The organism is Flavobacterium psychrotrophum (genome assembly GCF_003403075.1).
GTDB lineage: Bacteria > Bacteroidota > Bacteroidia > Flavobacteriales > Flavobacteriaceae > Flavobacterium > Flavobacterium psychrotrophum.
The window spans coordinates 3,729,601-3,742,287 of record NZ_CP031557.1 but is presented as its reverse complement, the minus strand read 5'-3'; the positions used below and the strand labels follow the sequence as shown (position 1 = coordinate 3,742,287).

Below are 12,687 nucleotides of genomic sequence, written 5' to 3'. Positions count from 1 at the left end.
AGTTAAAGTTAGTAACCCAGGCAGTATACCAGGGTAAATCCTTCCAGCTCCATAAAGTAAAACGGCAGCCTGGCGGCAAGTTCTTCATAGGCATAGGCGGCCTCTCCACGACCGTCTTCCATAGCAAACTTAAATACTTCTATATTTTGTTTAAAGCTAAGCCCCTTGCGCGACACCATTTTATATACGGCTTCTTTTACGCCCCACAGCACTATAAGCATACGCATGTAGGTTTCCATATGGGTAGGGTCGAGGTAGGCAAATTCTTTAGATAAAAATTTTTCTGCAATGGTTACCACCTTTTCACGCTGCATCTCCATATCTATACCACTCTGCTTGCTACTCACTATTATGGCACTAAAGGCATATGAATGGGTAATAGAAATGTTTTTGCCGTCTTTAAGGTGTGGCTTTCCGTTAGCATCATAAAACAGGTCAAAGTCAGTATACCCTATGTGCTGCATTAGTTTCCGAACGCCCAAAAAGCCTTTTTGATGCTGTTCACTCTTCATTTTTTCGAACTTATGCACACAAACATCCTTAAGGCTTACCGTGGCCAATAGCTCTTCCAGCGGCTCTGTATTTTGCCATACAAGCAGCTGGGTGTTATTATCTATGGTAAGCGATTTATATAAAGGCATTTATTATAAAGTAGGGTTGGGAAACTTAAGTTGCAATTTATTAACTTTGCAAAAATTTTTGCTAATACAAATATACAATAAATACGTATGAGTACAACCACGCTGCCGTATGAGGCTTATAAAGTAAAGGATATTTCGCTTGCGGAATGGGGTAGAAAAGAAATAGAGCTTGCAGAAGCTGAGATGCCGGGCCTTATGGCACTACGTGCAGAATATGGTGCAAGCCAGCCGCTTAAAGGTGCCCGCATAGCAGGATGCCTGCACATGACCATACAAACGGCCGTGCTTATAGAAACACTTAAGGCACTTGGCGCAGAGGTAACGTGGAGCTCTTGCAACATTTTCTCTACCCAGGATCACGCTGCTGCTGCCATTGCTGCTGCCGGAATACCGGTTTACGCATGGAAAGGTATGAACGAAGAGGAGTTTGACTGGTGTATAGAACAAACACTTTGGTTTGGCGAAGACCGTCAGCCGCTTAACATGATTCTTGATGACGGTGGCGACCTTACTAATATGGTATTTGACCGTTTTCCTGAGCTTGCAGCAGGTATTAAAGGCCTTAGCGAAGAAACTACTACAGGTGTACACCGCCTTTATGAGCGTATGAAAAACGGTACTCTTGTAATGCCGGCTATCAACGTTAATGACTCTGTTACAAAATCTAAATTTGATAATAAATACGGCTGTAAAGAAAGTGCTGTAGATGCGGTGCGCCGTGCTACTGACCTTATGCTTGCAGGTAAGCGTGTAATTGTATGCGGTTATGGCGACGTAGGTAAGGGTACTGCTGCTTCTTTCCGTGGTGCGGGTTCTATTGTTACCGTAACTGAAATTGACCCTATATGTGCGCTTCAGGCTGCTATGGATGGTTATGAGGTTAAAAAACTGGATACCGTTGTAGGTAATGCAGACATTATTATTACCACTACTGGTAATAAAGATATTGTTGTAGGCCGCCACTTTGAGCAAATGAAAGATAAAACGGTTGTTTGTAACATTGGCCACTTTGATAACGAGATTGACATGGCATGGCTAAACGGCAACCACGGCGCTAGCAAAGTTGAAATTAAGCCACAGGTTGATAAGTATACTATTGCAGGTAAAGATATTCTTATCCTTGCGGAAGGCCGTCTTGTAAACCTTGGTTGTGCTACAGGCCACCCAAGTTTTGTAATGAGTAATTCATTCACTAACCAGACACTAGCCCAAATCGAGCTTTGGACAAACAGTGCTGCTTATGGTAATGAGGTGTATATGCTGCCTAAGCACCTTGACGAAAAAGTAGCATCGCTTCACCTTGCTAAACTGGGTGTAGAGCTTGAAGTACTTAGCGAAGGCCAGGCTGCTTACATTGGTGTAGGTGTAGAAGGGCCATTTAAGCCTGAATACTACCGTTACTAATTTTAGAAATTAGAATTAAGAAGTTAGATTTTAGATTTCAATTCTAAAATATGCTAAAAATAAAAAGCCCCGTTGGTGTCCAATCATCGGGGCTTTTCAATTAAAAACTATCAGAAATATTTTACCAGGATGCACTTCCCGTTAACATTACAAAGCTAAGCAGCCCTGTTAAAACCTGAAATCCCCATAAGGGTGTATTTTTATTTAGTATAACTTCGGTTGAAAAAGTTTAAACCACTTCTATAAATAAAATATATTTTTGTAGCCGCAATTAGCAACAGTATGTATTTTTTATCACGAGAATTATATTTTCCGCCGGTACACCGGTCTTCGCCGGAAGGCATTGTAGCCATAGGTGGCGACCTTACACCGGAACGGCTTATGCTGGCTTACCGCAGTGGTATATTTCCGTGGTTTGAAGATGACGAGCCTATACTGTGGTGGAGCCCGCCAGAGCGTATGGTACTCTTTTTTCCGGAACTCAAGATATCTAAAAGTATGCGGAACATTATTAACCGCGACCAGTTTACCCTAACCTGGAATACGGCTTTTGCCGATGTTATTGCTAACTGCCGCGACATAAAGCGCGATGGGCAGGCAGGTACCTGGATAACCGACGAGATGACCGAAGCTTACATACGCCTGCACGAACTGGGCTTTGCAAAATCTATAGAGGTATGGCAGGACGGCGAACTTGTAGGCGGACTGTACGGAATAGACCTGGGCCATATATTTTGTGGCGAAAGTATGTTTAGCAAAGTAAGCAATGCCAGTAAAATGGCTTTTATAGCGCTTGCACAAAAGCTCGAAAAAGAAAACTACCGCCTGCTCGACTGCCAGGTGCACAACGGCCACCTTGAAAGCCTGGGCGCACGCGAAATTTTAAGGAAAGATTTTCTGGAAATATTGAGGTCGTGATTTATTATTTTAAATTCTGTATTTTGAATTTTAAATTGAGCTTTAACGTTTACCACAAGGCGCACAAAGAAACCACTAAGTACACAAAGTTGGATATTAAATTCATGCTCAATAAGAACGCAAAGCGCTATGTAAATTTCAACAGATTATTCAGTTTTAAGAAAACACGCAGCTTTGTGTCCTTCTGCCCTTGGGCGGCTAACCTTGTGGACTTCGTGGCTTTAACTTAGTGACCTCCGTGGTAAATTCTTACGCTTAGTGGTTAAGCCTTTTGACTTAAAACTGTTTTGCGTACCTTTGAAAAATCGTTATGAAAAAATCCCCGCACCCTATTTACAACCTGCAATTTGGCCTGTTATGCCTTAGTTCGTTGTTGTTTTCAGCAAGTTTTAATATGCTTATACCAGAACTGCCTAATTACCTTAGCAGCCTGGGTGGTGCCGAATATAAAGGGTTAATTATAGCATTGTTTACACTTACCGCCGGTATATCGCGTCCGTTTAGCGGCCGCCTTACCGATACCGTGGGGCGTGTGCCTGTTATGGCGGTAGGGTCTATAGTATGTTTTGTGTGCGGATTGTTGTATCCCGTACTTACATCGGTATCAGGTTTTTTATTTTTAAGGTTATTACACGGATTTTCTACAGGATTTAAACCCACGGCAACATCAGCCTATGTAGCAGATATTGCTCCTAAGGAAAGGTGGGGCGAGGCACTGGGCATACACGGACTGTGTTTTAGTACCGGTATGGCAGTAGGCCCTGCAATAGGAGGTTTTATTACGCTGTATTTTAGTATAAACGTATTGTTCTACGTGTCGTCTGCACTGGCTTTGCTAAGCATCCTGATTATTATGAATATGAAAGAAACCCTTGTGGCAAGGCAAAAATTTCGTCCGGCATTGTTAAAAATATCGCGCAAAGATATAATTGCCGTAGAGGTAATTCCTGCAGCAATAGTAATGCTGCTTACCTGCCTGTCTTACGGTGCCATGCTAACGCTGATACCCGATAGGTCTGAGTCGTTGCAAATAGCCAATAAGGGAACATTTTTTATGGTCCTTACGCTGTTTTCGCTGGTTATGCGTTTTGTAGCCGGCAAAGCGAGCGACCGTTATGGGCGCACCCGCGTTATAAAAATAGGGCTTGTAGTACTTGTGGCAGCACTGGTGCTTACCGGTATAGCAAACTCAGTATTTATGCTTATGCTTGCGGCGGCCGTTTATGGTGTGGCACAGGGCATTTACTCGCCTGCCATTAATGCCTGGACGGTAGAAATGAGCCATCCGGACCATAGAGGCAAAGCCGTTGCTACAGGTTACATAGCACTGGAAGCAGGCATAGGGCTTGGCGCAGCATTTACAGGCTGGTACTATGGCGATGTACTGGCACGCATCCCGGCTATGTTTTATGCAGCCGCTGCCATGGTGGTCATTGCTTTTGTATATATTGTATATTGGGAAAAGAAACAGCTTAGCAGGTAATGCCCGAAGTAAGTATGGCTATGATTATGCCCATAAATCCAAATGCTGGCGGAAAAATGCTGCGACTTAGCCATTTCTCCATGAGATGCATATTGCCAGAAACATGCCGCCACAGCCCAGTATTAGCGGAAACAATATAAGCTGCACTACATATGCCCTGTATTTTTTTTGACGGAAGCCAAACAGGAAAATGACAAAAAAGAGGTTTACTGCACCTACAATCCCAGTCCATAATACAAAATAAAAGAAGGCACTTACAGGATTGACCAGCAAAAAAAATATACCTGCTATAAAAAACAAAAACTGTAGGATAAGCACCCACTGCGCGGTAGTTTTAAGAAGCTTGTCTTTATCAGGTTGATTGTTTTGCATATTGTTTAAGTCTATCGGCAGATGCCTTCCATGCTTCAAATATCGAATAAATAGGTGTCATTTTTAGCTTAAGGCACAAAAAAACCGCTTACATTAGGAAAGATTATTATGCCTACCACAAAAAAACAGACAGGATAATTACAGCCGGACGGATGTGTTGGTGCTTCATGTTAAATCTTTACTCAATTTAATGGCGAATGCAATAAAAACTATAATAACCACCACTAATAACAACGATACAGTTAGTGCATGGCTAAGAAAATTCTTTGGCTTTTTTATACACTTAGCCATATTACCGACGCTGTACTCGCCAATACTTCCGCAGCGAAATACCAGAAAAACAGAATAAAAGAATTATCCACATCTATCGTCAAAATAACAGACCAAAATACTATATGCACGGCTATCAGTAATCGGGCAAATATAATTTCGGCAGGGATTTTTCTCTTAATATTCATTTCATTAATCGGGTCGGTTTACACCGAATGTACGTAATTATACCCAATAAAAAAACCCGCCGGAGCGGGCAGGAATTAAAAAATCAGAAATTTTACCAGCGTGGCCTGTCCTGGTTTGCCAGTACGGGCAGCGCCTCAAGCTTTTTGCGAATACTGCACAGGTCGCGCACCAGTGCCGGTACATCGTTCCAGTGGCTTACCCTTTGGTGGTGGTGGTGGTTAACGTTATGAAACGCATTAAACATCAGGGGTTTGCCAGGGCAGTTGTCAAGATTTTTAAGGTGGTCGTCTATAAGGAAATCAGTATTGATTACGCTTTTATCGCCACAAAAAATTATATTTCTCCAGTGGATGAACGGAAAGTGTTCTTCCAGCCATAGTTTTTTCTCATATAATGAAAGCGGAAATTCCATAGCTGCCGACACTATGTATACTTCATGCTCTTTCATAAGTTCTTTTACCGCTTCTACAGCGCCCTCCATTACGGGCAGGGTCTGGAAGAAGCCTGGTGTTACCAAAAATTTAGCTATCGCATCATTTGGCAACGCATCGCATTCCATAAGGCCAAGCATACTTTCGGGTTCCGGCCTTGTGCCATAATCTTTTTCATACCAGTCAAGGTACTGCTTTTCTACATCGGCAAGAACTCCGTCCATGTCGATTGCAATCGTTTTCTTTTTTTCTGAGGTATTCATGAGGTTTGCGTTATCTTGCGGCAAAGATAATTATAAATTGCAATATGTTGCAAATAATTGCAAACTTTTGCAATATTAAATTTTTGTATCTTTGCAGTAAATTAATCTGCATCATGGTAAAAGATGAGCGTTTACAGTTGATACTGGAACACTTAACCCGCGATAACCGCGTACAGCTTGGCGAAATGAGCCGCTTACTAAACGTATCTGAAGATACGGTAAGGCGCGATATTAAAGAACTCGACATACAAGGGCTTTTAAAAGCAGTGCGTGGCGGCGCCATAGCAAACTCCAGCATACCCCAGCACTACCGTGACCGCGAAAAATATGACGTAAGCCACAAGCTGCGCATGGCAGAGAAAGCCATTACATTTATTAAAGACGGGCAAACCATTTTTATGGATGGAGGCACATCAGTTCTTGCCGTGGCACAAATGCTGCCGAAAGACCTCAAGATACAGGTGGTAACAAACAGCTTTCCGGTAGCCGAGGCGCTGGAAGATCATCCTAATGCCGAAATGATTTTTGCCGGGGGCAGGCTTTACAAAACAGCCTTTACTACCATAGGGCAGCAGGCTATTGATACCATACGCAATGTGCGTGCAAATATTTATTTCTTTGGCGTAAGCAGCATCCATACCACCGGGCTTACCGCACGCAGTTATGAGGACAGCCTTGTAAAACGCAACATGGTAGAAAATGCAAGACAGATAATAGCACTTTCTACGCTCGAAAAAATAGATACCGCCGAGGCTTTCTTTATTTGCCCTATTACTAAGGTAGATGTACTAATTACCGAAGTGGATAGTGATAATGAAAAATTACAACCCTACCGTGATTTAGGTTTAAAGGTGGTGTAAGTGCACTTATGTTAATTTATTAGTAGAACTCATCCTGACTTTTTTCAATTGGCTGCAAACTGGTCTTTTTGCTCCATATTTCGCCTGTTTCTTACTCCGTAGCGCTGCTATGCAGTGCAAAAAAGTCAAAATCTGAATCAAAAATCCCTATTTTTCGCTTCAATCAAAAAAGTCAAGATGAGTTCGTTGTAAATACAAGCACGCCATGTTTGTAAATTGCGTTGCCTTGCGTATTTTTATCCTGATGAAATTACAACTACTCGCCGCAACGCTATTGCTTTCGTTTATTGGCTACAGCCAAAAAACTGCAAAGAAAAATTTCGACTACATTAATCCGCTTATTGGTACCCAGCGAATGGGGCATACTTATCCGGGTGCTACAGTGCCGTTTGGGTCTGTACAGCTAAGCCCCGAAACCGATACCATTGCTTATGAGCTTAATAAAAAGTACAACGGCAAAGTATATGAATACTGCGCGGGCTACCAGTACGAAGATAAAACCATTGTAGGTTTTAGCCACACACATTTTAGCGGTACCGGCCATAGCAACCTGGGCGACTTTTTGCTAATGCCTACTACGGGTGCTTTACAACTCAATCCCGGCACGGCAGATAAACCCGGCAGCGGTTACAGGTCGGGCTATTCGCACGCTAATGAAGTGGCAAAGGCTAATTATTATAAGGTAAAGCTGGATGCGCATAATATTACTGCCGAACTTACCACCAGCCAGCGCGTGGGGTTTCATAAATATACCTTCCCAAAGGCCGAAACTGCTCATATTATTGCTGATTTTATGTATGGCATTTACAACCATAACAATAAAAACGTGTGGACGTTTGTGCGTGTAGAAAACGATACGCTGGTTACCGGTTACCGCCAAACGCGTGGCTGGGCGCGTACCCGTACCGTATATTTTGCTATGGCTTTTAGCAAGCCTATAAAAAACTATGGTGCTCAAACCTATGATAAGGATAATATTTACAACGGCTTTTGGCGCCGCTTTGACCAGACAAAGAACTTCCCGGAGCAGGCAGCCGAAAACCTGCGTATGTACTTTGACTTTGATGTGGCGGCAGGAGAGCAGGTACAGGTAAAGTTTGCGCTTTCGCCGGTAAGCACGCAGGGGGCACTGGCAAATATGCAAAAGGAGATTCCGCACTGGGATTTTGAGAAGACAAAAACTGAAGGCCAGCAATTATGGGAAAAAGAACTTGATAAGATAAGCGTTGAAACGGTTAACGACAGCGATAAAGTCAATTTCTATACAGCCATGTATCATGCTTTTATTAACCCTACCGTATATATGGATACCGATGGCAGTTATAAGGGCCTTGACCAGAACATTCATAAAGCCGAAGGTTTTACAAACTACACCACCTTTTCGCTTTGGGATACCTACCGGGCGCTGCACCCGCTATTTAATGTGGTGCAACCCAAACGCAATGCCGATATGATACAGAGTATGCTGGCGCATTACGACCAGAGTGTACACCATGCTCTGCCGGTATGGAGCCATTATGCTAATGAAAACTGGTGCATGATAGGCTACCACGCAGTATCGGTAATTGCAGATGCCGTGGTTAAAGGCAATACAGGTTTCGATACTAATAAAGCATTGCAGGCGTGCATAGATGCCAGTAACCTGGAATATTATGACGGTATTAAACAGTATAAAGAATTCGGTTATGTGCCTGAAGATAAAAGTGGGGCATCGGTTTCTAAGACATTAGAGTATGCTTATGACGACTGGTGCATTGCCCAAATGGCAAAGAAACTGGGTAACAATAAAGTGTATGCCGAATACAGCAAGCGTGCCGGTAATTACAATAACGTTTGGGATAAAAGCTCCGATTTTATGCGGGCAAAACTAACCGATGGCAGTTTTATAAAGCAGTTCGATCCATTAGAAACTTCGCAGGCGGGCTATATAGAGGGTAATGCATGGAACTATAGCCTGTATGTACCCCAGGATCCTGAGGCGCTTATTGCCTTAAATGGCGGGAGGGAAAAGTTTACGCAACACCTTGATTCACTCTTTACCATGCAGCTGCCCGATAAGTATTTTGAACATACCGAAGACATTACCCGGGATGGTATTATTGGCAACTATGTGCACGGTAACGAACCCAGCCACCATGTAGCCTATTTGTATAACTGGCTGGGGCAACCCTACAAAACCCAGCAACGCGTGCGCATGATTCTTAATGCTATGTATAAGCCATCGCCGGATGGCCTTGGCGGCAATGACGATACGGGACAAATGAGTGCGTGGTACATTTTTAGCAGCCTTGGGTTTTATCCGGTAGCACCGGGCAGCGATGCGTATGCGCTGGGCAGCCCATTGGTAAAATCGGCAACATTACATTTAGAGAATGGTAAAACCTTTACCATTAGCGCGAAAAACCAAAGTGCAAAAAATGTATATGTTCAAAAAACAGAACTTAATGGTAAACCATATGGCAGTACTACCATTAAGCACAGCGATATTATGAATGGTGGTACGCTGGTGTTTTATATGGGGGCTAAAGCGAAAAAGTAATACTACCTCAAAGTATAATATAGTCCGATATATTAAAAATTTCTCGCAAAGCCGCGAAGTCGCAAAGCTTTGCGAGAAAGACATTCGAATTAAGCTATTATTTGGCACAAAAAGCTGATTAGCTATGTTTTGTCATCCTGAGCGCAGCGGAGTCGAAGGGTTTCAATAACGATTAGAGATGCTTCCCTATGGTCAGCATGACAAGCCGTACTAAAAACTGCACTAAAATTAGTTATATACCCTTATATAGGTATTGCTTATAATCTCTACCCTGTAGGGTTTCAGTCCATACTCTACAGGTGTGGTAGCCTGGCCGGTAAAAAGGCTGTATTCTACATCATCACAAGGGCATTGCGCATTAATTCCTACAATTCTTAGCATAGAACAGTCACTCAGTTCCTGGTTAGGGCAGCTGGCCTCCCAGGCTGCATAGCCATTTCCTGTTTTCATTACAATAATACCGTTTATGCCATAACCGGCAGTGCCTATGTAAACAGGGTTTCCGGTATACATAAGGTCGGTGTACAGTGGTAATGACATGTCTATAGGAGCACTAAAATTATAGCCGGGAAGATATTTGTTATTATTCCTGAAAGACTCAGGGCTACAGCAGGCAAGTAAAGGAAGGGCAATAAGAAGGGCAATTATTTTTTTCATTGCAGATTTTAAATTTATACAGAAAAATTATGAAACAAATTTAATTTAATTAACTTTGGTATCGGCTACGGCCTAATTAAAAAACGATATTTCAAATAAATATTATCTTTGCATTAAAGAAATCCCGTCCTGACTGGGATTTTTTCTATTTATATAAACGATGAAGTTATGAGTACAGTATCTTATTACACTGCAGAAGGGTTAAAAAAATTAAGGGAAGAGCTGGATCAGCTAAAAAGCGTAGAACGCCCAAAAGCCAGCGCGGCCATAGCCGAAGCCAGGGATAAGGGAGACCTTTCTGAAAACGCTGAGTATGACGCTGCCAAAGAAGCGCAGGGTTTGCTTGAGCTTAAAATTGCCAAGACAGAAGAGCTGGTGGCTAATGCCCGCCTTATAGATGAGACGCAGTTAGACCTGAGCAAAGCGCTTGTGCACAGTAAAGTAAAAATTAAGAACCAGGCCAATGGCATGGAAATGACCTATACGCTTGTAGCGGAAAGTGAAGCCGACCTTAAAGCCGGTAAAATATCGGTTACATCACCTATAGGTAGGGGGCTTTTAGGTAAATCAGTAGGCGAAACGGCCGAGATTACCGTGCCAAACGGTACCCTTAAGTTTGATGTTCTTGAACTGTCAAGAGACTAATTAAAACGGCATTACTATGAGCTCTATATTTACAAAAATTATAAATGGCGAAATCCCCGCTTATAAAATAACCGAGGACGATAAGTATCTTGCCTTTTTAGATGTAAACCCTAATGCTAAAGGGCATACGCTTTGCATACCTAAACAGGAAGTAAACAAGATATTTGATATGGACGAGCAGGATTACCTGGGCCTTATGCAATTTAGCCGCAAGGTAGCCATAGCGCTTGAGAAAACCGTTCCTTGCAAAAGGGTAGGTGTGGCTGTAGTAGGGTTAGAGGTACCTCATACACATGTGCACCTTATTCCGCTAAATACGATGGATGAAATGCGGTTTATAGATAAAGTAAAATTAGAAAAAGAAGAATTTGAGGCACTTGCAAAAGCAATAAGTGATAATTTGTAGCCTACAATTATAATAATTTAGTAAAAGCCGGAATTTTTCCGGCTTTTTTATTTTTAATTATTTGTTTTTGTTAAAAATAGGAATGTTTTTGTGCTTTATCAACCAATTAATTTAAAATCATGAAAAAATTATTAGACCTTACTATGGCTGCGATTCTTCTTGTCTCTTGTTCTGATGACGATTCTTCATCTTCTGTAAGTGCAGAAAAACTTATTGGAAAATGGTACCCTACTACTACTCAAATTAAGGGACTAAAGGCAGAGCCCTATGAGAATGACTGTGCGACAGCTAAAGATTATACCGAATTTAAAGCAAACGGCGTAGGTACAGATGTGTATTATGACACGGATTGTGATTCTAATTCAGACAATATTACCTATACCCTTACAGGTAAGAAGATTACCATTAACTTTGACGAAGAGTTTACTTTAACGGGTACTATTCAGTAACTTTCATCTTCAAAGCTTGTAATCTTAGAAGATTATGATCTTAACGATGACGGTACTAATGATACTACTATAACACTTACACTTACAAAATAACTAATTTGGTAATGTAAACGCAAAGCGGGATTTATTCCCGCTTTTTTGTTTTCAGCCATTTTTATTCCTTATTATTGCAGCATAAAAACCAACATTATAACCATGAAAAAACTTGCATTACTTTGCCTGCTTACAGGCTTTGCGGCCTGTAGTGATGACAGCAGCAGCACATCAATAGATACAAACCACCTTACAGGGCGTAAGTGGTATGTAGATGCCTATAAATATGCCGGAAATACCATACCACAACCGGATGATGCCTGCAGCCGGGATTACCTTGAATTTTTTACAAATGGCACTGTTAACTTTACAGAGGTTTACAACTGCGAAGATTATACAGACTACTATACGTATGACCTGGACGGAAATACAATAACGCGAACAGCTGAAAATGGTACGGTATCAACAGGTACTATAAAACAGCTTACAGCTTCAAGGCTGGTTATCGAAAATAATACTGATATTGATGAGGATGGTACCCCGGAGGCTGTACAGACAATTTATACCACCAACTAATACCATGAAAAAATTACTGCTCTTATTTGTGTTATTCAGTCTTGCTTCCTGTGGTGACGATGATGCACAGCCTACTTACACCGGCACCGGTACTATGTCTCTTAAAATAGATAATGTATCTTATGTTATAGATAATCCTGTTGTTGATGTGCAGGGAAGTTTTTTATACTTTGTCACTACAATGGATGGCTTTGTGTATTTTCCGGGCACTTCAGAACTGCGGTATTCAATACACATGCAACTGGAACAGCACGGCGGTGGTTTTTCGATAGCTGCTTATGACCTGATGGTAAAAAAGGAAACCCCGGATGGATATGCTGTAAAAAACTATCATGCTTATGCAAATGGCACTGCGGTATCTAACTGGATGCAGTCTGGTTTTACAAGTAATGATCATGAACCCCGTAAGAAAACGGAGGCATCGGGAGAATTTTCAGGATATACCAGAGAAAATGGTGCGCCGGCTGAGGAAGAGATATACATTTCCGGAGATTATAGCTTTTTGATTCAGTAAGTATTTACTTATGTTTGCCTTAAGTATTTGTTAACAC

At 41.9% G+C, this 12,687-nt stretch carries 14 protein-coding genes; 10 read left to right on the top strand and 4 right to left on the bottom strand.

All coding sequences use genetic code 11. The annotated features are described in order from the left end of the window. Positions 1 to 8: 8 nt before the first annotated feature. The gene (locus DYH63_RS16160; protein ID WP_116789778.1) at positions 9 to 641 is read right to left on the bottom strand and encodes a 4'-phosphopantetheinyl transferase family protein; all 633 of its coding nucleotides are present in this window, start codon (positions 639 to 641) and stop codon (positions 9 to 11) included. A gap of 87 nt (positions 642 to 728) precedes the next feature. Between DYH63_RS16160 and ahcY the strand changes: the two genes are divergently transcribed. The 3 genes from ahcY (at position 729) to DYH63_RS16145 (ending at position 4,446) form a co-directional block, all read left to right on the top strand. Beyond that, entirely contained in the window at positions 729 to 2,045 is a 1,317-nt protein-coding gene (gene ahcY, locus DYH63_RS16155; protein WP_116789777.1) for an adenosylhomocysteinase, read from the top strand. A gap of 282 nt (positions 2,046 to 2,327) precedes the next feature. Next, on the top strand, positions 2,328 to 2,963 hold the full coding sequence (aat, locus tag DYH63_RS16150) for a leucyl/phenylalanyl-tRNA--protein transferase (RefSeq protein ID WP_116789776.1): 636 nt from the start codon (positions 2,328 to 2,330) through the stop codon (positions 2,961 to 2,963). Between the two features lie 310 nt (positions 2,964 to 3,273). After that, positions 3,274 to 4,446: an MFS transporter gene (locus tag DYH63_RS16145; protein ID WP_116789775.1), complete on the top strand. Its 1,173-nt coding sequence runs from the start codon at positions 3,274 to 3,276 to the stop codon at positions 4,444 to 4,446. Positions 4,447 to 4,512: 66 nt separating this feature from the next. On the opposite strand, the gene DYH63_RS16140 is transcribed toward DYH63_RS16145, so the two are convergent. Both DYH63_RS16140 and DYH63_RS16130 read right to left on the bottom strand, forming a co-directional pair. Continuing rightward, positions 4,513 to 4,818 carry a hypothetical protein gene (locus DYH63_RS16140; protein ID WP_116789774.1) on the bottom strand — a complete coding sequence of 102 codons (306 nt, stop codon included), beginning with the start codon at positions 4,816 to 4,818 and terminating at the stop codon, positions 4,513 to 4,515. A 550-nt stretch (positions 4,819 to 5,368) separates the two neighbouring features. Then, on the bottom strand, positions 5,369 to 5,971 hold the full coding sequence (locus DYH63_RS16130; RefSeq protein ID WP_116789772.1) for a 5' nucleotidase, NT5C type: 603 nt from the start codon (positions 5,969 to 5,971) through the stop codon (positions 5,369 to 5,371). Positions 5,972 to 6,084: 113 nt separating this feature from the next. Between DYH63_RS16130 and DYH63_RS16125 the strand changes: the two genes are divergently transcribed. Both DYH63_RS16125 and DYH63_RS16120 read left to right on the top strand, forming a co-directional pair. Further along, positions 6,085 to 6,831, top strand: a complete 747-nt coding sequence (locus DYH63_RS16125; protein WP_116789771.1) for a DeoR/GlpR family DNA-binding transcription regulator — start codon at positions 6,085 to 6,087, stop codon at positions 6,829 to 6,831. 244 nt (positions 6,832 to 7,075) lie between these two features. Next, entirely contained in the window at positions 7,076 to 9,370 is a 2,295-nt protein-coding gene (locus tag DYH63_RS16120; protein WP_116789770.1) for a GH92 family glycosyl hydrolase, read from the top strand. A 228-nt stretch (positions 9,371 to 9,598) separates the two neighbouring features. On the opposite strand, the gene DYH63_RS16115 is transcribed toward DYH63_RS16120, so the two are convergent. After that, the gene (locus tag DYH63_RS16115) at positions 9,599 to 10,027 is read right to left on the bottom strand and encodes a Rieske (2Fe-2S) protein (protein ID WP_116789769.1); all 429 of its coding nucleotides are present in this window, start codon (positions 10,025 to 10,027) and stop codon (positions 9,599 to 9,601) included. A gap of 168 nt (positions 10,028 to 10,195) precedes the next feature. Here DYH63_RS16115 and greA point away from each other — a divergent pair, with 168 nt between their 5' ends. The 5 genes from greA (at position 10,196) to DYH63_RS16090 (ending at position 12,650) form a co-directional block, all read left to right on the top strand. Further along, a complete protein-coding gene (gene greA, locus DYH63_RS16110) occupies positions 10,196 to 10,672 on the top strand; it encodes a transcription elongation factor GreA (RefSeq protein ID WP_116789768.1) in 477 nt (158 codons plus the stop codon). A gap of 16 nt (positions 10,673 to 10,688) precedes the next feature. Further along, entirely contained in the window at positions 10,689 to 11,078 is a 390-nt protein-coding gene (locus DYH63_RS16105) for an HIT family protein (RefSeq protein WP_116789767.1), read from the top strand. Positions 11,079 to 11,197: 119 nt separating this feature from the next. After that, positions 11,198 to 11,527 (top strand): lipocalin-like domain-containing protein, encoded by a 330-nt coding sequence (locus DYH63_RS16100; RefSeq protein WP_116789766.1) that lies wholly within the window; start codon positions 11,198 to 11,200, stop codon positions 11,525 to 11,527. Between the two features lie 195 nt (positions 11,528 to 11,722). Then, on the top strand, positions 11,723 to 12,136 hold the full coding sequence (locus tag DYH63_RS16095) for a lipocalin-like domain-containing protein (protein WP_116789765.1): 414 nt from the start codon (positions 11,723 to 11,725) through the stop codon (positions 12,134 to 12,136). Positions 12,137 to 12,140: 4 nt separating this feature from the next. Continuing rightward, positions 12,141 to 12,650 (top strand): hypothetical protein, encoded by a 510-nt coding sequence (locus DYH63_RS16090; protein WP_116789764.1) that lies wholly within the window; start codon positions 12,141 to 12,143, stop codon positions 12,648 to 12,650. Positions 12,651 to 12,687 lie beyond the last annotated feature (37 nt).